The sequence below is a fragment of the Pseudomonas sp. Yb2C2 genome (genome assembly GCF_052112325.1).
Classification (GTDB): Bacteria; Pseudomonadota; Gammaproteobacteria; order Pseudomonadales; family Pseudomonadaceae; genus Aquipseudomonas; species Aquipseudomonas marginalis.
The window spans coordinates 278,691-298,102 of sequence record NZ_JAVAJK010000003.1 but is presented as its reverse complement, the minus strand read 5'-3'; the positions used below and the strand labels follow the sequence as shown (position 1 = coordinate 298,102).

Annotated in this window: 15 protein-coding genes; 5 read left to right on the top strand and 10 right to left on the bottom strand. The window is 61.4% G+C overall.

Translation table 11 applies throughout. From position 1 onward, the window contains the following. Positions 1–173: 173 nt before the first annotated feature. From Q8X51_RS05675 to copC, 3 genes are all read right to left on the bottom strand, one after another. Positions 174–1,424, bottom strand: coding sequence for an OprD family porin (locus tag Q8X51_RS05675; protein ID WP_407694330.1), 1,251 nt, complete (start codon positions 1,422–1,424; stop codon positions 174–176). Positions 1,425–1,615: 191 nt separating this feature from the next. Next, a complete protein-coding gene (gene copD, locus Q8X51_RS05670; RefSeq protein ID WP_065927009.1) occupies positions 1,616–2,473 on the bottom strand; it encodes a copper homeostasis membrane protein CopD in 858 nt (285 codons plus the stop codon). 3 nt (positions 2,474–2,476) lie between these two features. Further along, entirely contained in the window at positions 2,477–2,842 is a 366-nt protein-coding gene (gene copC / locus Q8X51_RS05665; protein WP_065927010.1) for a copper homeostasis periplasmic binding protein CopC, read from the bottom strand. Positions 2,843–2,957: 115 nt separating this feature from the next. Here copC and Q8X51_RS05660 point away from each other — a divergent pair, with 115 nt between their 5' ends. Then, entirely contained in the window at positions 2,958–3,578 is a 621-nt protein-coding gene (locus tag Q8X51_RS05660) for a TetR/AcrR family transcriptional regulator (protein ID WP_027606227.1), read from the top strand. A 604-nt stretch (positions 3,579–4,182) separates the two neighbouring features. Here Q8X51_RS05660 and preA read toward each other — a convergent pair. The 3 genes from preA to hydA all read right to left on the bottom strand — a co-directional run bounded on the left by preA (position 4,183) and on the right by hydA (position 8,326). After that, positions 4,183–5,457 (bottom strand): NAD-dependent dihydropyrimidine dehydrogenase subunit PreA, encoded by a 1,275-nt coding sequence (gene preA, locus Q8X51_RS05655; RefSeq protein ID WP_065927011.1) that lies wholly within the window; start codon positions 5,455–5,457, stop codon positions 4,183–4,185. Further along, complete coding sequence (locus tag Q8X51_RS05650; protein WP_137212144.1) at positions 5,457–6,824, bottom strand: NAD(P)-dependent oxidoreductase; 1,368 nt, start codon at positions 6,822–6,824, stop codon at positions 5,457–5,459. The genes preA and Q8X51_RS05650 overlap by 1 nt, the downstream gene beginning before the upstream one ends. Positions 6,825–6,886: 62 nt before the next feature. Further along, on the bottom strand, positions 6,887–8,326 hold the full coding sequence (gene hydA, locus Q8X51_RS05645) for a dihydropyrimidinase (RefSeq protein ID WP_065927013.1): 1,440 nt from the start codon (positions 8,324–8,326) through the stop codon (positions 6,887–6,889). A 591-nt stretch (positions 8,327–8,917) separates the two neighbouring features. Here hydA and Q8X51_RS05640 point away from each other — a divergent pair. Further along, positions 8,918–10,399, top strand: coding sequence for an NCS1 family nucleobase:cation symporter-1 (locus Q8X51_RS05640; RefSeq protein ID WP_065948399.1), 1,482 nt, complete (start codon positions 8,918–8,920; stop codon positions 10,397–10,399). A 25-nt stretch (positions 10,400–10,424) separates the two neighbouring features. Next, positions 10,425–11,708 (top strand): Zn-dependent hydrolase, encoded by a 1,284-nt coding sequence (locus Q8X51_RS05635; protein ID WP_065927015.1) that lies wholly within the window; start codon positions 10,425–10,427, stop codon positions 11,706–11,708. Between the two features lie 122 nt (positions 11,709–11,830). Here Q8X51_RS05635 and Q8X51_RS05630 read toward each other — a convergent pair whose 3' ends face one another. Next, a complete protein-coding gene (locus Q8X51_RS05630) occupies positions 11,831–12,289 on the bottom strand; it encodes an REP-associated tyrosine transposase (RefSeq protein WP_115488540.1) in 459 nt (152 codons plus the stop codon). A 369-nt stretch (positions 12,290–12,658) separates the two neighbouring features. Between Q8X51_RS05630 and Q8X51_RS05625 the strand changes: the two genes are divergently transcribed. Next, a complete protein-coding gene (locus Q8X51_RS05625; RefSeq protein WP_065927017.1) occupies positions 12,659–13,042 on the top strand; it encodes a polymorphic toxin type 44 domain-containing protein in 384 nt (127 codons plus the stop codon). After that, positions 13,020–13,472: a hypothetical protein gene (locus tag Q8X51_RS05620; RefSeq protein ID WP_074847219.1), complete on the top strand. Its 453-nt coding sequence runs from the start codon at positions 13,020–13,022 to the stop codon at positions 13,470–13,472. The genes Q8X51_RS05625 and Q8X51_RS05620 overlap by 23 nt, the downstream gene beginning before the upstream one ends. 97 nt (positions 13,473–13,569) lie before the next feature. On the opposite strand, the gene Q8X51_RS05615 is transcribed toward Q8X51_RS05620, so the two are convergent. From Q8X51_RS05615 to Q8X51_RS05605, 3 genes are read right to left on the bottom strand one after another with little or no spacing between them, the layout of a single operon-like run. After that, a complete protein-coding gene (locus Q8X51_RS05615; RefSeq protein WP_407694139.1) occupies positions 13,570–14,988 on the bottom strand; it encodes an efflux transporter outer membrane subunit in 1,419 nt (472 codons plus the stop codon). Continuing rightward, entirely contained in the window at positions 14,972–16,141 is a 1,170-nt protein-coding gene (locus Q8X51_RS05610; RefSeq protein WP_407694138.1) for an efflux RND transporter periplasmic adaptor subunit, read from the bottom strand. Before Q8X51_RS05610 ends, Q8X51_RS05615 begins: the two co-directional genes overlap by 17 nt. Further along, complete coding sequence (locus Q8X51_RS05605; RefSeq protein ID WP_065948397.1) at positions 16,131–19,352, bottom strand: efflux RND transporter permease subunit; 3,222 nt, start codon at positions 19,350–19,352, stop codon at positions 16,131–16,133. Before Q8X51_RS05605 ends, Q8X51_RS05610 begins: the two co-directional genes overlap by 11 nt. Positions 19,353–19,412: the final 60 nt, after the last annotated feature.

Below are 19,412 nucleotides of genomic sequence, written 5' to 3'. Positions count from 1 at the left end.
TTGTTAGGGATCCCCCAGGTTGTCAACGTTCTTCCAGATGAGTGAGATTCAAACTGTGGGAGGGGGCTTGCCCTCGATGAGGGCGTGCCAGTGAATGCATCTGTTACTGACCCACCGCCATCGGGAGCAAGCCCCCTCCCACAGGGGATTTTCTGGGGCTGGGAGACTAGGTTCTACAGCAGGGAGATTGGATAGTTGATAAAGATCCGGTTTTCGTCGAACTCGTTGTTGCTGAAATCTCGACGCATGGTCGAGTTGCGCCACTTCACGTTGAGGTTCTTCAACGCACCGCTCTGCACGGTGTAGGCCAGTTCCGATTCGCGCCCCCATTCCTTGCCATCGGTGATCGCCCCGGTGTGCACGTTGCTGCCGCTGATATAGCGGTTCATCAGGGTCAGCCCCGGCACGCCGAGTACCACGAAGTTGAAGTCATGCCGCACCTGCCAGGATTTTTCCTTGGCGTTGTCGTAGCTGGCGTTGTAGCTGTCGTTGGCCAGGGTGCCACCGCTGGTGCCGTTGACGCGCATCCACACGCTGTCGCCGGTGAGTTTTTGCAGGCCCACGTAGAAGGTGTTGCCGTTGTACTTGGCCGAGAGCAGGGCGAACACGGTCTTGTTGTCGAGGTCGCCGGCCAGGGCGCTGCCGTCTTCCTTGCCGTTGAAGAAACCCAGGTTGGCCCCCAAGGTCCAGTCGCCCACGGGCTGGCTGTGGGTCAGGTTGAAGTACTGCTGCTGGTAGATATCGGCCAGCTCGGCGTACCACACGCCGACCTGGGTGCGCTTGTCGTTGAAGGTGTATTCGCCGCCGCCGAAGTTGAAGCGATCGGAGGTGAACGCGGCTTTGCCGTTCATGAACATGTCTTCCATGCTCGCGTCGTTGCGCGGGCTGTTGCCGCGAAACTGGCCGCCGTAGAGGGTCAGGCCGGCGATTTCGCTGGACGTCACCTGGCCGCCGCGAAAGGTCTGGGGCAGCGAGCGGCCATCGTCGGAGCGCAGGATCGGCAGCACCGGCATCCATTCGCCGACCTTCAATTCGGTCTTCGACAGCCTGGTTTTCAGCGCCACGCCCAGGCGTCCGAAATTGTCGGCGGGGCGGCCGTCGTCGTGGATCGGCAACAGTTGGGTACCGCCGGTGCCTTTGCCGCCATCGAGCTTCTGGGAATACAGCCCCAGCACATCAATGCCGAACCCCACGGTGCCCTGGGTGAAGCCGGACTTGGCGTCGAGAATAAAACTCTGCGTCCACTCTTCGGCCTTGCCCTGGGGGTTGCTCGGGTTGGTGAAGTTGCGGTTGAAGTAGGCGTTGCGCAGGTTGAGCGTGGCCTTGGCATCATCGACGAAACCGTCGGCATGGGCGAGGAGGGGCAGGGTAAACAGGCCGATAACACTGAGACGCGCGGACGAATTGCGGGCGAATGGACTCACAGTGACGCTCCCTTTCATTTGTTGTTTTTATTATTTGTTATACGTCGTCGTACAACATTGGAGCGGATATTTGCGGGGTTTTCAGGGTGTGTCAAGCAGAAGTTATACGATGACTAGGTGTGGGTTGATCTAGAGCGCACAGGATCAATGTGGGAGGGGCGGTGCGACGATTCGACTTGCCCCTTCCACATTCAGCCCGCCAGGACCATCGGCGGCAAAGTGCCAAGGAGTGAAACGACCGCTACTGCACAAACACCGAGCAGCCATTCCAGCATCACGCTGGCCTTCAAGCTGCCCAACCGCTGTTCGCCGCTATCAAGGCGCAACCGGTTCAACAATGCCAGCGCCAGCATGCCCAGCACCAGCATCACCTTGATCAGCAGAATCAGGGCAAAACCACTGAACAACGGCGTGGGCCACAGCTGTCCGGTGAGTACGCGCACATTGATCAGGCCGGTCACCAGCAAGCCGGTGACCAGGCCATAACCCACGCCGCTGAAACGACGCAGGACAGGCGCCAGCTCAACACGGTGTGACTGCCTGAGGATCAATACCAGCAGCAATAACCCACCCAGCCATGCGCCGACGCATATCAGGTGCATCACCTGGTTGAGGATCAACAACTGCCCGCTCAGCCCGTCGAGCATGGCGCCATGGCCGACCGGGGCGAGAGTCATCAGCAACAGTGTGAGCAATGGCAGGCGCGGGGCTTTCCACGGGGTCATCAGGGCGATGACCAGCAAGCCATTGACGATCAGGTGCCAGGTCCACACCTGGCCAAAAAAGGTCTTGCCCAGCACCAACTGCACGGTCGACAGTTCCAGCGCCGCCGGCCATGAACCGGCCATGCTGGCGGTAATCAACAGCAACCAGATCACCCCCGACGCGAGGGCCGTCCATGCCAGCCCATGGGTGATGCGCAACAATTGCCGGTCCAGCACCGGCTGCGGTTCAGCGCCGAGGAGCCAGGGCCTGAATACACGGGCCCCGAACATCAACAGCACGACGATGAAATGCACGAACCGGCACAGCACCAGCAGCGTTGCCATGGGTTATTGGCCGACCTTGAAGCTGTACTCACCGTTGCTCTTGTGGGTGTCGACCGACACCGCATTCCACACCACCTTGTAGGTGCCCGCCGCAAGTGGGGCGGCCGGTGTCACCACCAGGGTTTTCTTGTCGGCGTCCGGGGTTTCCAGGCCTTTGATGGCGATTTCGGTGCCGTCCTTGCTCAGGGACACCTTGGTGAAGGTGGCTTCGACGCCTTCGCTGAAGGTCAGGCGCAGGTCTTTGGGCGCGGTGACGCTGCTGTCTGCCGCAGGCGTGGAGCTTTTGAGATGAGCATGGGCAAATGCTGCGGAGGCACCCAGCAGGGAGGCGAGCAGGGCGACAGTGGTCAGGGTTTTCTTGATCAACATTGTGCAATACCCATCAATGGTTAGGAGCGGGCAGTGTACGAAGTTTCGACTGCGCCTGTCGCCCCGATCTAGAGCGGTGGTAGTCTTTGGGGCATGTCTTTGTCAGGGAGCCCTTATGGGCAATCACAAGAGCGGAATTCGCCGGGTCAACGTCGAGAAAATCCTGCTGGCGGCGGAGAAAATCTTCGCCGAAAAGGGCTACGGCAGCACTGCCATGGCCGATATCGCCGAAGAAGTACAACTGCCGCGCTCCAACCTGCATTACTACTTCACCACCAAGAGCGAGCTGTACAGCGCGGTGCTGTTCGACCTGCTGGAAGTGTGGAAGCAGGACGCCCTCAGCTTCGAAACCTTCGATGACCCCCGGGTGGTGCTCAGCAGCTATATCCGCGCCAAGATGCAGCGCTCGCGCACGCGGCCCTATGGCTCCAAGGTCTGGGCCAACGAGATCATCCACGGCGCGCCGACACTCGGTGAGGCCCTGGATGAAAGCCTGTACGACTGGGCCAAGATGAAGGAAGCGAAAATTCGCCAGTGGGTGGAAGACAAACGCATCCTGCCGGTGGAGCCGTCGAGCCTGCTGTACATGATCTGGGCGTCGACCCAGCACTATGCCGACTTTGATCACCAGGTGAAGATTTTGAATGATCACCAGCCGTTGTCGGATATGCAGTTCGAGAAGGCGATCCAGACGGTGACCAGTGTGATTTTGCGCGGGATTGGGTTGGAGCCTTGAGTGTTGTGGTGGGGCTGAGGGCCTCATCGGGGCATAGGTATCTACACAACTCTTAAAGGCTGACACATAACTCTGTGGTGAGCGGGCTTGTCGAATCGTCGCACCGCCCGCGCTGGGTTGCGAAGCAGCCCCAAAACCTTCACCTCGATTGATTCTGGCACTCTGCGGTGACCTTATTGGGGCCGCTTCGCAGCCCAGCGCGGGCGGTGCGACGATTCGACAAGCCCGCTCACCACCGGTACGGTGTTCGCTCTTAACTACCCCTGGGGAATCTATTGCGTCCTGCGTTAATAGACCTGCGGCACGATGATAGCCTAGGGCTGGTGTTCAAGGAGGTGGAGCCGGCACCGTAAGCGCAAACGTTATGGCGAATGGATCCTTGTAGTGAGCGGGCTTGCCCCGCGCTGGGCTGCGCAGCAGCCCCAAAACACAGCCCCGGAACTGTCTGGCACACTGCAGCGTTCTTATTGGGGCTGCTACGCAGCCCAGCGCGGGGCAAGCCCGCTCACCACAGAAGCCTAATTGCCATAGATTCCGTATTCACTGGAAGTTGTGTAGATACCCATGCTCATCGGGGGCAAGCCCCCGATAGCGGCCTACAGGCCTACACCGCCTCCCGGTAAGGATTCCTCGGATCCTGCGTCCAATTCAAAAACGGCTTGCCCGTGTCGATGGGCACCATCTCGATGCAATCGGCCACCGGGCAGGTGATCTGGCACAGGTTGCAGCCCACGCACTCGTCATCGATCACTTCGTATTTATGCGTGCCGTCCGCCTGTTTCAGGCTGGCGATGGCCTGGTGCGAGGTGTCCTCACAGGCAATATGGCAACGCCCACAGCCAATGCACGCCGCCTGGTCGATCCTGGCGATCACCTGGTAATTGATGTCCAGGTACTTCCAGTCCGTGGTGTTGCCCACCGCACGCCCGGAAAATTCTTGCAGGCTGGTGTAGCCCTGGCTGTCCATCCATCGCGACAGCCCATCCTTCATCTCTTCCACGATGCGAAAACCATGCAGCATCGCCGCCGTGCACACCTGCACCGCGCCGCAACCGAGGGCGACGAATTCCGCGGCGTCGCGCCAGTTGCCGATGCCGCCGATCCCGCAGATCGGTAGGCCTTGGGTCTGCGGGTCACGGGCGATTTCGGCAACCATGTTCAGGGCAATCGGCTTGACCGCCGAGCCGCAGTAACCGCCGTGGGTGCTCTGGGTGCCGACCATCGGCAGGGCGACCATGCGTTCCAGGTCCACGCTGGTGATGGAGTTGATGGTGTTGATCAGCGACACCGCGTCCGCACCGCCGCGATACGCTGCCCGTGCCGCCACGCGGATGTCGGTGATATTCGGCGTGAGCTTGACGATCACCGGCAGCGAGCAATAGGTCTTGCACCAGCGCGTCACCTGTTCCACGTACTCCGGCACCTGGCCCACCGCCGCACCCATGCCGCGTTCGGGCATGCCGTGGGGGCAGCCGAAGTTCAGCTCGATACCGTCGCAGCCGGTGGCTTCCACCAGGGGCAGGATGTTTTTCCAGGATTCCTCCACGCAGGGCACCATCAGCGACACGATCAGCGCGCGGTCGGGCCAGTCCTTTTTGACTTGGGTGATTTCCCGCAGGTTGATCTCCAGGGAACGGTCGGTGATCAGTTCGATATTGTTGATGCCCAGCACTTCACGGTTGGCGCCGTAGTGCGCCGAGTAGCGCGATGACACATTGACCGCCGCCGGGTCTTCACCCAGGGTCTTCCACACCACGCCGCCCCAGCCCGCTTCAAACGCACGCACCACGTTGTAGGCCTTGTCGGTGGGCGGCGCGGAGGCCAGCCAGAATGGGTTGGGGGCCTTGATACCGGCGAACACAATCGAGAGATCGGCCATTACGCAGCCTCCACATTCAGCATGAGTTGGGCGTGCATGGCTTCGGCGGCCAGCTTGCCGTGTTGCACCGCCTGCACGGTGAGGTCCTGGCCGAGGCTGACGCAGTCACCGCCGGCGTAGACCCCAGGGATGCTGGTGCGCAGCTGTTCGTCGACGAAGATACGCTCGCCGACGCGGTGCAGCTGTTGCGCCAGGGGATCGTGCAAAGCGTCGTTGTCGAAGCCCTGGCCGATGGCCTTGAAGATGGCATCAGCGGCCAGTTCGAAGGTTTCTCCGGTGGATTGCAGGCGGCCGTTTTCCAGGCGGGTGCGGGCGAAGCGCATGCCGCGTACGTGGCCCTGGTCGTCGAGCAGGACTGCTTCGGGTTGGGCCCAGGTCAGCAGGCGCACCTGATTGGCCTTGGCGATGTCCTGCTCATGGTGGGTGGCGCCCATATCGGCCAGGCCCCGGCGGTAGACGAGGTTCACATCACGGGCACCGAGCCGGGCCATTTGCACGGCCATGTCGATGGCGGTATTGCCGGCGCCGAGCACGATGCAGCGGTCGGCCAGGGGCAGTTGGCTCAGGTCGTCGGCCTGGCGCAGTTCGCGGATATAGTCGGTGGCGGCGAGCAGGCCGGGAGCGTCCTCATGGGGTAAACCGAGTTGCTTGCTGGCCGCCAGGCCCAGGCCGAGGAACACCGAGTCGAATTGCTGGTGCAGTTCGCTCAGGGTCAGGTTGTCGCCCAGGCGCTGGCCATGGCGGATTTCGATGCCGCCGATCTGCAGGAGGAAATCCAGTTCCTTCTGGGCGAAGTCGTCGACCAGCTTGTATTTGGCGATCCCGTATTCATTCAGGCCGCCGGCTTTTTCCCGCGCTTCGAAGATCACCACGTCATGCCCGTGCAGCGCGGCGCGATGGGCACAGGCCAGCCCTGCGGGACCTGCGCCGACCACGGCGATGCGTTTGCCGGTGGGGGCGGCACGCTGGAACGGGTGTTCGCTGAAGTGGGCGTTATCGATGGCGTAGCGTTGCAACAGGCCTATCAGCACCGGCGCGCATTCTTCGGCGTTGTTACGCACGCAGGCTTGCTGGCAGAGGATCTCCGTCGGGCAGACCCGCGCGCAGCTGCCGCCAAGGATGTTGGCCGAGAGGATTTTCTGCGCTGCGCCCTGGACGTTGTCGGTGTGGATATTGCGGATGAACGACGGGATGTCGATTTCGCTGGGGCATGCGTTCACGCAAGGGGCGTCGTAGCAATACAGGCAGCGCGAGGCTTCCAGTTGGGCCTGGCGCGCGTTGAGCGGCGGCGCCAGGTCGGTGAAATGGCTGGCGAGGGTGGCCCCGTCTTCATGGGGATGGGGGAGGTGGGTCAGGGTCTGGATCACGGTGTGGGCCTCACGGTTTTTTTGGATTGCCTCTAAGTGGGCATTTTTGTTGCCTGGCGGTCTCAGCGCTTCACAGCAACCGGCCTGGAATGCTCCGCCCGCTTGCTCAACTGTTCGAACACCGACGGATACGCCGGCCGTTCCACATAGCGCCCGGCCCCGCGCTCGGCGCGCAGGTCGCCATCGGCCCAGACCAGCTTGCCCTGGCTGATGGTGTGGCTCGGCACGCCGCGCACGGTCTTGCCTTCGAAGATGTTGAAGTCGACTTGCTGGTGATGGGTCTTGGCGGAGATGGTCCGCGTACCCTCGGGGTCCCACAGCACCAGGTCGGCATCCGCACCCACGCGGATCGCGCCTTTGCGTGGGTAGAGGTTGAAGATCTTCGCGGTGTTGGTGGAGGTCAGCGCGACGAACTCCTGCATCGACAGGCGCCCGGTATTGACCCCTTCGTGCCACAGCAGCGCCATGCGGTCTTCGATACCGGCGGTGCCGTTGGGGATCTTGCTGAAGTCGTCACGCCCGGCGGCTTTTTGCTCGGCGCAGAAGCAGCAGTGGTCGGTGGCGGTGGTGTGCAGGTTGCCCGATTGCAGGCCATGCCACAGCGCCTCCTGATGCCCGCGCGGACGGAACGGCGGGCTCATCACGTAGCCGGCGGCGGTTTGCCAGTCGGGGTGCTGGTAGACGCTGTCGTCCAGCAGCAGGTGGCCGGCGAGCACTTCGCCGTAGACCGCCTGGCCCTTGCCCCGGGCGTAGGTGATTTCATCCAGCGCTTCCCGGGTGGACACGTGCACCAGGTACAGCGGCGTGCCGATGGTCTCGGCGATACGGATCGCGCGGCTGGCCGCTTCGCCTTCCACCTGGGACGGGCGCGACAGCGGGTGCGCTTCCGGCCCGGTGATGCCCTGGGCCATCAGCTTGCGTTGCAGGTGGTACACCAGTTCGCCGTTTTCCGCATGCACGGTGGGCACGGCGCCGAGTTCCAGGCAGCGTTCGAAGCTGGCCACCAGGGTATCGTCGGCCGCCATGATCGCGTTCTTGTAGGCCATGAAATGCTTGAAGCTGTTGATGCCGTGGTGGCTGACCAGCTCGGCCATTTCCTCGCGCACCTGCTCGCTCCACCAGGTGATTGCTACGTGAAAGCCATAGTCGGACGCGGATTTTTCCGCCCAGCCCCGCCACTGATGGAACGCTTCCATCAGCGATTGCTGCGGGTTGGGAATCACGAAGTCGATAATCGACGTAGTGCCCCCCGCCAAACCCGCCGCCGTGCCGCTGAAGAAATCTTCACTGGCCACGGTGCCCATGAAGGGCAGTTGCATATGGGTATGGGGATCGATGCCGCCGGGCATCAAATATTGTCCGCTGCCGTCGAGTTGTTCAGTGCCGGCGGGAATATCCAGGTCCGTGCCAATGGCGCGAATCAGACCGCCTGCGCATAAAACATCGGCGCGGTAACTTTCATCATGGGTAATAACGGTGGCGCCACGGATCAACAGCGACATGTCGAGTTCCTCACAGGCTTGACCGGCTTGTGCCAGTTCTAAGTGTTGTATGGCTACGCGCCGATGGTCGGTTAATTCCTGTCATCGGTGACAGGAATAGAAACTAGACCGAGTTTTTCGATTGAGCAAGAAGATTTTTTATAAGCTTATATCGTATTTAATCTATTGATTTATAAGAATAAAAATACAAAATCACCAAAATGTAGCGGTCTCTCACCATTTTGACGCACTTGACAGGTTCCCAATATGAGCAACATTTCTTATTGCAAATCAGACGCTTGAGACATGCCTCTTGACGGGGTCGGTCAATAAAAATAATTGTGGTGCACCAGATTGAGTCCTGACCGTTCGGATAATTGGCGCGTTATTTAGCCTGAGTATCGCGGCAAGTACCGCAGGCACAATCGGAAAGCTGATTAACATCAGCGAGTTATATAAGCGGTGCGGGTTCAAGAGCGGTTGTCGGCACGGTTATTGAGTGCAGTGGCGGCTGGCCGGGCCCGTGATGTCATGTTGTTTACGAGGTACTCCGGCCACCCTGCGTTCAGCGCGGAGTGAGCAACAATAATTCGAAAAAACCGTGGAGCGGCCATGCAACAGAACAGATCGCAAGTCATTGAGCGCAACGGCCTGTACGAACTCGACGCCGGCCCCGACGTCCTCGACAGCCCTCGCTACAACCACGACATGGCACCGACCAAGGTGCACGAACGCACCTGGAACAAGTGGCACATCACCGCGCTGTGGGTCGGCATGTCGATCTGCGTGCCCACGTACACCCTGGGCGGTGTGCTCACCGCGTATTTCGGGTTGTCGGTGGGCGAGGCGTTGATGGCGATTTTGCTCGCCAATATCGTGGTGCTGATCCCGCTGACCCTCAACGCCTTCCCCGGCACCAAGTACGGCATTCCGTTTCCGGTGTTGCTGCGTTCGTCCTTCGGCATCCTCGGCTCTAACGTGCCGTGCCTGATCCGCGCGCTGGTGGCGTGCGGCTGGTTTGGTATCCAGACGATGTTTGGCGGGCTGGCGATTCACCTGTTCCTGGGCTCGATTTTCGAGGGGTGGAAGTCCCTCGGCGGCACTGGTGAAGTGATCGGCTTCATGATGTTCTGGTGCCTGAATTTATGGGTGGTGCTGCGCGGCGCCGAGTCGATCAAGCGCCTGGAAACCCTGTCGGCGCCGTTGCTGGTGGCGGTGGGCATTGGCCTGCTGGTGTGGGCGATGCCGAATGTGTCTCTCAGCGAACTGATGGCGATCCCGCCCAAGCGTCCGGAGGGCGCGAGCCTTACCGGTTACTTCATGGCCGGCCTGACCGCGATGGTGGGCTTCTGGGCCACCCTGTCACTGAATATTCCCGACTTCAGCCGCTACGCCAAAAGCCAGAAGGACCAGATCCTCGGGCAGATCTTCGGCCTGCCACTGACCATGTTCCTGTTCGCCGCCCTCGGCGTGATCATGACCGCCGCGTCGGTGAAACTGGTGGGCGTCAGCGTGTCCGACCCGGTGACGCTGATCGGGCATATCCAGAGCCCTGTGTGGGTGGCCGTGGCCATGGCGCTGATCATCGTCGCCACCTTGTCCACCAACACCGCCGCGAACATCGTCTCGCCCACCAACGACTTCCAGAACATCGCGCCCAAGCTGATCAACCGCACCACGGCGGTGATCCTCACCGGGTTGGTGGGCTTGGCGTTGATGGGCCATGAACTGCTGAAAAAACTCGGCTTGATCGTCTCGGATGTGAGCCTGGAAACCGTGTATTCCAACTGGTTGCTGGGCTATTCGAGCCTGTTGGGGCCGATTGCCGGGATCATGGTGGTGGACTACTTCATCACCCGCAAACAACAACTGGACCTGGCCGGCCTGTACCGCGACGACGTGTACCCGGCGTGGAACTGGAGCGGCTTTATCGCCTTTGGCGTGCCGGTGGTGTTGACGTTGCTGTCGTTGGGCAGTGATGCGTTCAGCTGGTTCTACAGCTACGGCTGGTTTACCGGTTCGGCGTTGGGCGGGTTGTTGTATTACGGCCTGAATGCCAGGCGTGGAGCCAGCCCGGTGGTTGTCAATTCATAAGAAATACAAGCCTGAGGAGATCCCCATGAACGCTGCCCTTGACGTTCTGCAATCGCCCCACCAGCACATCAATCGCGACCGCTTGTGGCAGTCGTTGATGGACCTGGCCAAACTCGGTGCCACCCCCAAGGGCGGCGTGTGCCGCCTGGCGCTCACCGACCTCGACCGCAAGGCCCGCGACCTGTTTGTGCAATGGTGCGAAGACGCCGGTTGCACCGTGACCGTCGACGGCATCGGCAATATCTTCGCGCGCCGCCCTGGGCGTAATCCCGACCTGCCGCCGGTGATGACCGGCAGCCATATCGACACACAGCCTACGGGCGGCAAGTTCGATGGCTGTTTCGGTGTGCTGGCGGGGGTGGAGGTGCTGCGTACGCTCAATGACCTCAAGATCGAAACCGAAGCGCCCTTGGAAGTGGTGGTGTGGACCAACGAGGAAGGCTCGCGCTTCCCGCCGTGCATGATGGGCTCGGGGGTATTTGCCAAGAAATTCACCCTGGCGGATACCTTGGCCAAGGTCGATGCGGATGGGGTCAGCGTGGGTGACGCGCTGAATGCGATTGGCTACGCGGGAACCCGTCCCGAGTGTGGACACAAGGTCGGTGCGTATTTCGAGGCGCATATCGAACAAGGGCCGATTCTGGAGGATGAGAAAAAGACCATCGGCGTGGTGCTCGGCGCCCTCGGGCAGAAGTGGTTCGACCTGAAACTGCGCGGTGTCGAGGCCCATGCGGGGCCGACGCCGATGCACCTGCGCAAGGACGCCCTGGTAGGCGCGGCAGCGGTGGTGGCGGCGGTCAATGCGGCGGCGTTGGGGCATCAGCCCCATGCGTGCGGGACCGTCGGTTGCCTGCAGGCGTATCCCGGTTCACGCAACGTCATTCCGGGCGAAGTGCGCATGACCCTGGACTTCCGTCACTTGGAACCAGCGCGGTTGGATTCGATGATTGCCCAGGTGCGCCAGGTGATTGACGAGACCTGCGCCAAGCATGGGCTGAGTTTTGAAATGGAACCCACGGCTGACTTCCCGCCGCTGTACTTCGACAAAGGCTGTGTGGACGCCGTGCGCGATGCGGCCAATGGGCTGGGCTTGTCGAACATGGACATCGTCAGCGGGGCAGGGCACGACGCGATTTTCGTCGCCGAGTTGGGGCCGGCGGGGATGATCTTTGTGCCGTGTGAAGGGGGCATCAGCCACAACGAAATCGAGAACGCCGCCCCGGATGACCTGGCGGCGGGGTGTGCGGTGTTGTTGCGGGCCATGGTGGCCGCTTCAGCCGCCATCGCCAGCGGCAAACTCGCGGCTTGAAATGCGGGTAAAAAATGTAGGAGGGGGCTTGCTCCCGATAGCGGTGTATCAGTTACAGATAAGTTGACTGACCTACCGCAATCGGGAGCAAGCCCCCTCCCACATTTGAACTGTGTATGACGTTAAACCCAGATGGCATCCCACAGCGGGTAGTCGCCAATCCGCTCGACCAGACCCGCTCTCAATGGATTAGCCACCACATACCGGGCCATTTTCACCAAGTCATCTTCCTTGCGCAGAGCCCGGTCATGAAAGCTCTCTTGCCAGAGCCGGCCCTTGCGACCACTCACGCCATTGACGGTCCTGGTGCTTTTTGACTTCACCTGGCACATCAAGTCCGCCAGCGAGCCTTTTTTCAGCTCAAGCAACCAATGGAAATGGTCCGGCATGATGACCCATGCCAGGGAATTGGCCAGCCCTTGGTACTGGGCTAACCGAAATTGCCAGACCACCAGGCGACCGAGATGGAAATTGCTGAATATCGGTATGCGTTCGTGGGTGTTGGTGGTGATGAGGTAGATACGGTCGGGTTCGCTGAATCGACCGATGCGCAGGCGGTGTGAAGCGGGTAAATCTGCCATTCCCTGGCCCTCTCTAGATGTGCTTAGAGAGGCTAGATTGGCGAGCAGGCGGTTGATGGGCAGGCTTTTGGCAGGATGTGTCTGGACGGCCGCCATCGGGGGCAAGCCCCCTCCCACATTGGTTCAGCGGTGTTCATACATTGTGTGTCTGACGCGGGGCTAGTGTGGGAGGGGGCTTGCTCCCGATGAGGCCGGAACTGACGCTGCCGAAACCTCATTGGACGTGGAAGTACCTTGTTTTGAGGTTGTGGTGTAAGGCATGTCTTACTCCTTTGTACGAAGTCTCTTTTGTTCTTCTCCTCGCTCATCATCTTGGCTATCTGGTGTTAGGTTCTGCCGCGCAAAAACCTAATGCAGAGGAAGCATGCAATGGCGAACCCTATACCCCCGCCTGGTGTATCGGTTGACGAAAATATGGCCACCGCTTTTCATAAAAAGAATGTACTGAAAGCCGGTTCAGCGTTTATGTACTCTTGGTTTTATACTCAGGTCCGCAATCGCGGCCCGTGGGACTACAAGCAAATTTCCAAAGAATATGAAGCGTTTGGAAATTTTCACTATGGTGCGGTGGGGATTGCGGCGGGTTTCAGCGAGGAAGTGCTTTTACGCGCAGCGGGACTTGCTCAAACCAGAGCGGGTACGGATAAACCCGAGTTTGGTCGTTGGTGGGGGGATGCGCCTTTCGGTGACGATCCAGTCGACCAATATTGGATCAAGAAAGGAATCAGCTATGCCAGGTTCAGGAACTACTAGAAAGTCGCTTTATTCAACGGTCACAACGATCTTGCTGGCGCTTTGCTTGGTGTATATCGCTGGTGATTGGCTGCTCTCGCCGGGCCGTCCGCAATTGACGGAGGTTGTACTCCGCGTGCCGATCAGTGATGACGCTTCGATCTATGGCGTCAAGGATGATCGCGGAGGGGCCACTGTGCCGTTCAGTTACCGATATTACGTTTACCGCACCTTGGGAACCGATAGTGAAATATTGGCTGTATTGAAAGATGCCAATCCGTTTCTAGTTACGCGTGACGGGGCGGTAAAAGTTGATGTCGAGAGCCGTTCGATTACGGTTTCGGTGTCGGGGGATGTATCCGACTATCACAGCAGTACCCTGTATCGGCATGCCAATGGTAGTGATTACACAGTGGTGAGTGTTTTTCTTAATAGTCGGCCAGAGGGCTGAAATGTGCGGTGGCTCAGTCAGTGGTGGTTGACTGAGCCACCGCCATCGGGGGCAAGCTCTCTCCTGCATTTAGCCTGAACTGTGCCTTGGGGCGATGTCAGGCGCCAGGTTGCCAGCCGCCGCCGAGTGCGGTCACGAGTCCTACACTGGCCTGCAACTGCCGCGTCTGCACCGCCTGCAATGTCCGCTGCGCCTGCAACGCCGCGGTCTGCGCGGTCACCACATCCAGGTAACTCACCGCCCCCGCCTGATAGCTGTTCATCGCCAATGATTGCGTATGCTGCGCCGCATCCGCCGCCGCCTGTTCATCCTGCGCTTCCTGCTGCAAATCCCGTAGTTGCGCCAAGTTATCTTCCACCTCGCGCACGGCCTTCAGCACCTGGCTACGGTACTGCGCCGACGCCTCTTCAAACTCGGCCTTGGCCTGGCGTTCATTGGCGCTCAAGCGGCCACCGTCGAAAATCGGCAGGTTCACCAACGGGCCCAGTGCCCAATACCGATTACCCGCCGACAGCAGATTGCCGACGCCCTGTGTCTGCCCGCCAATCAACCCGGTCAAGCTGAAGTCCGGATACCACGCCGCCTTGGCCACGCCGATATTTGCGTTGGCCGCAAACACCCGTCGCTCTGCCGCTGCAATATCCGGGCGACGTTGCAACAGGTGGCTTGGCAACTGCGACGGAATTCCCGGCAGGGCGATCAGTTGCTGGCCGGGCGGCAAGGTAAAGTCGCTGGCTGCCACACCCACCAACTCGCCGATGGCGTGCTCGGTGAGGTTGCGTTGCCCACGCACTTCATCCAATTGCGCCCTGGCCTGCGCCAGTTGATTTTGCGCACGGGTCAGGTCCAGCTCCGAGGCTATCTGGCCCTCGTAGCGGCTGCGGGTCAATTGCAATGCCTGGCTGAAATCATCCAGCGAGCGAGTGAGAATCCGGCTCTGTGCATCCAGCCCATTGAGCTGCACGTACAAGGTCGCCAACTGACGCTGCAAACTCAGGCGTGCCACCGCCAGGTCATCCCCGGACGCTTGCGCCTGGGCATCGCCGGCCGCGACCCGGTTGCGGATTTTGCCCCACAGGTCCAGGTCATAGCTCAACGAAAAGCCCGCGATGTTGCTGTTGTACACCGACGGTTGCGTATCCCCCCGCAACGGTCGCGAATCCGATTGCCGCTGGCGCAGCGGTTGCGCGCTGGCGCTGATCTGCGGGAACAGGCCTGCGTGCAGTTGGCTGGCATACGCCTGGGAAGCGTCGAAGTGCGCCAGCGCCGCCGCCAGGTCCGGGTTGGCCTTGAGCAGCTGCTGTTGCAGGTCATTCAGGCGCGAATCGTTGTAGAGCTTCCACCATTCGGGCGCCAGTTGGTCGGAGGGCTGGGCGCTGTGCCAGGGCCCATCGCTGGTCTGTTCGCGGTAGTTGGCCGGCAGGTCGATCGCCGGCACCTTGTAGGTCGGCGCCATCGAGCAACCCTGCAAGACCAGCAGCGTCAATGCGGCGAGCGGTTTAAGCCTTATGCGCATGCGCACCTCCGGAGGTATCGGCGAGTTGCACGGGATCACCTTCGCGCAGGGCATCGGGCGGGTTGTCGACGATGCGGTCGGTGGGTTTCAAGCCCTGGTCGATCACCAGGCGTTCGCCCAGGTCGAGGCCGATATGGATGGCCTGCAGGTGCACATGGTTCTGCCCGTCCAACACCGCCACCTGGGTGCCCTGGGCGCGGAAGATCAGCGCGCTGGCCGGGATACTCACACCATGGGTATCGGCCGGAATCGGCAAGGTGGCTTCGGCATAATCACCGGGCAGCAGTTCGCCGTCGGGGTTGTCGGCGACGAACTGGGCGAGCAGGGTGCCGGAGCGGCGGTCGATGGCGGTGGAGTCACCGATCAGGCGCGCCTTGAAATGCTTGCCGGGGTGCTCGGGCACGGTCAGCTCGGCTTCAAGGCCGGGATGGATGACCGCTGCGTAGTTCTGCGGCACCGGTACATAGAGGCGCAATTGATGGGTGTCGGCAATGTCGAACAGTTCCGGATCGCTGTCGGTGTCGGCCTTGATCAGCTGGCCGATATCGGTGTTGCGCGCGGTGATGGTGCCGGCGAACGGGGCGCGAAGGGTCTTGTAGCTTTCCAGCGCCGACAGCCGGGCATAGTCGGCAGCGGCGGCCTCGGCGTTGGCCTTGGCGGCAGCGGCATTGGAGGTTTTTTCATCGGCCTCCTGGCGCGATACCGAATGGCTGGCCAGCAGGTTTTGCCAGCGCGTGGCGGTGGTTTCGGCCAGGCGTGCGTTGGCCTGTTCCTGCACCAGGCGTGCATGGGTCTGCGCCAACTGTTGATCAAGGTCGGGGCTGTCGATTTCCGCGAGGACTTGCCCGGCGTTGACGTGGCTGCCGATATCGACTTTCCAATCCTTCAGGTAACCGCTGACCCTGGCGTGGATCGGCGCCTTGCTCCAGGCTTCCAGGTGCGCCGGCAGGCGCAAGGTATCGCCGGCCACATTCTGCCTGGGCTGGAACACCATCACGTGCGGGATGGCGGCGGTCTCGGTCCAGGCCGTGACCGATTGTTCGTGCAGCGTACGGGCATGCAGGCCGTTGGCGACCAACAGGGCGGCCAGGGTCAGGCCGCCGACACCCATGAGCATCAGACGCTTGCGCGAGGGTTTGTGATCAGACGACATGTGGGGTTTCTCCTGCAACTGCGCGAGTAGGGTGACGACCGTGGACCAGGCTGAAGACCACGGGAACAAACAACAATGTGGCGAGGGTGGCGAAGATCAAACCGCCGATGACGGCGCGCCCGAGCGGGGCGTTCTGCTCCTCGGAAATCGCCAGGGGCAACATGCCGATGATCATCGCCAGGGCGGTCATGCACACCGGGCGGAAGCGCGTGTAACCGGCCTCCATGGCGGCTTTCAACGCATCACCATGTTCGGCCAGGCGTTCACGGCAGAAGCTCACCACCAGGATCGAGTTGGCCGTGGCGACGCCCATGCACAGGATGGCGCCGGTGAGTGCCGGCACCGACAAGGAGGTGCCGCTGAGGAACAGCATCCACACGATGCCTGCGAGCGCCGCCGGCAACGCGGTGATGATGACGAATGGGTCGGCCCACGACTGGAAGTTGACCACGATCAGCAGGTAGATCAGCACCACCGCACCCAGCAGGCCAAGGCTCAAGCCGCTGAAGGCTTCATGCAGCGCATCGATCTGTCCGTGCAGGCTGATCGTCGCGCCTTTGGGACGCAGATGCGCGGTGTCATCCAGCACCTTTTGCACGTCGCGGGCTACGCCGCCGAGGTCGCGGCCCTGCACGTTGGCGTACAGGTCCAGGGTCGGTTCGATGTTGTAGTGGGTCACCACCGCCGGGCTTTGCACGCGGGAGATGGTTGCCACGCCGCCGAGGATCTGCGACTGCCCATCGGCACCGGTCACCGGCAAGGCTTCCAGTGACGGCAGGCTGTCGAGGCGGTATTGCGGGGTGGCGGCGACGATGGAATAGGACACGCCGTTGGCCGGGTTGAGCCAGAAGGTCGGCGCGGTCTGCGAACTGCCGGCCAGCGACGCCACCATGCTGTTGGTCACGTCCCGCTCGGTAATGCCCAGGCCGTTGGCGCGCATGCGGTCGACACTCACCTGCAGCGACGGGTAGCCGGTGGACTGCTGGATGCGCAGGTCGGCGATACCAGGCACGTGTTGCAGGCGACGTTCCAACTCGACGGCATAGGCGCGGTTTTCTGCATCGCTGCGCCCGGAGATTTTTACGTCCAGCGGCGCCGGCGCACCGAAGTTGAGGATCTGGCTGCTGATGTCCGCCGGCAGGAACGCAAAGTGGCTGCCAGGGAAACTTTGCGGCAGCGCTTCACGCAGTTTTTTCACGTAGTCGGCGGTGGGCGCATGGTCCTTTTTCAGGCTGACCTGGATGTCGCCATCCTGCGGGCCGATGGTGCCGCTGCTGCTGTAGGCCATGTCGATGCCGCTGAGCGGAATGCCAATGTTATCGACGATGGTGTCCAGCTCTTCGGCGGGGATCACTTCACGGATCCGCGCTTCGATGCGGTCGAAGGCGGCGGCGCTTTCTTCGATACGCGTGCCCAGCGGCAGGCGCACATGCAGGGCCAGCGCGCCGGCATCCGTCGCCGGGAAGAAGTCCTGGCCCAGGCTGGGCAACAGCAGGAATGAGGCGAGCACACAGGCCAGGAAACCGACGATAAAACCCTTGCGATTGCCCAGGGCCAAGGTCAGCAGGCCGTGGTAGGTGTCGCGGATATTCGAGAAGTGACGCTCGAAACCCTGCTGGAAATTCAGCACCGCTTGCAGTCCGGCATTGCGCGGTTTCGGGTGCTGCTCGCCCTCATGGTGGTTGATGAATGCATCTTCGGGATGGTGCCCCACGCCTGGCTCCGGCGTGTGCGGCTTGAGCAGGAACATCGCCAGCGTCGGCACCAGGGTGCGCGAAAGAATGAATGAGCTGGCCATGGCGAAGATCACCGCCAGCGCCATCGGCCGGAACAGATAACCGGCGATGCCTTGCAGCAGGAACATCGGCACGAACACGATGCAGATGCACAGCAGCGAGACGAACGCCGGGCCGACAATTTGCGCGGCGCCGTCGAGGATCGCGGTCTTCACCGCCTTGCCTTGTTCCAGGTGCCAGTTGATGTTTTCGATGGTCACCGTGGCGTCGTCCACCAGGATCCCCACCGCCAACGCCAGCCCGCCGAGGGTCATGACGTTGAGGGTCTGCCCGCTGACCGCCAGCAACGCAATGGCCGACAGCACCGCCAGGGGAATTGACGCCGCGATAATGATCGTGGAGCGCCAGCTGCCGAGGAACAGCAGGATCATCGCACTGGTCAGCAGCGCGGCGATGATGCCTTCTTGGGCCACGCTGCCCACCGATTGCTTGACGAATACCGAGGCGTCGCCCAGCAACGAGGTCTTCAATGACGGCGGCAGGGTTTCGTTGATGCGCGGCAGCATCTGGCGGATACCGTCGATGATCGACAGGGTGGAAATGCTGCCGTTTTTCAACGCCGGCATCAGCACCGCTCGATGGCCGTCGACGCGCACGATGTTGGTCTGCGGCGGCGAACCGTCGCGCACGTGGGCGACCTGGCCGATGGTGATCAGCGCGCCGTCGACGGTCTTGATCGGCAGGTCGTTGAGCTCATCGATGGCCTTGGGGCTGTTGTTGAGCAGGATCGTGTATTCATTGGGGCCGAGTTTGGCGGTGCCCACCGGGATGATCTGGTTCTGCAGCGCCAGGGCATTGCCCACATCCTGGGCCGACAAGCCTTTGGCCGCCAACGCCTGGGGGTCGAGGTCGAGGGTGATCTGCCGCTGCTTGCCACCCATCGGCGTGGGCATAGCCAGGCCGGGCAGGGCGCTGAGGGGCAGGCGGATATTGTTCTGCACCAGGTCGCGAATTTTGGCTTCCGACAGCGTGGGGCTGGAGAACGCCATTTGCAGGATCGGCACCGTGGAGGCGCTGTAGTTGAGGATCAGCGGCGGCGTGATGCCCGGTGGCATCTGCTTGAGCACGGTTTGTGATACGGCGGTCACTTGGGCGTTGGCGGTGCGGATGTCGACGCCGGGCTGGAAGAAAATCTTCACGATGCCCATGCCGGGCAGCGATTGCGATTCGATATGTTCGATGTCGTTGACGGTGGTGCTCAGGGAGCGTTCATAGGTGTAGATCACCCGGCCGGCCATGGCGTCCGGTGACAGGCCGTTGTACTGCCAGACCACAGCGACCACAGGGATGCCAATATCGGGAAACACGTCGGTGGGGGTTCGCAGGGCCGCCATCGGCCCGATGATGCAGATGAATATGGCCAACACGATAAACGTGTACGGCTTTTGCAGTGCGGTCTTTACCAGCCCGAGCATGCGTGAACCTCCGAGGGAGCAGGATTGCAAACCCCGGCAGTCTTGCCCGACCCACCTAAC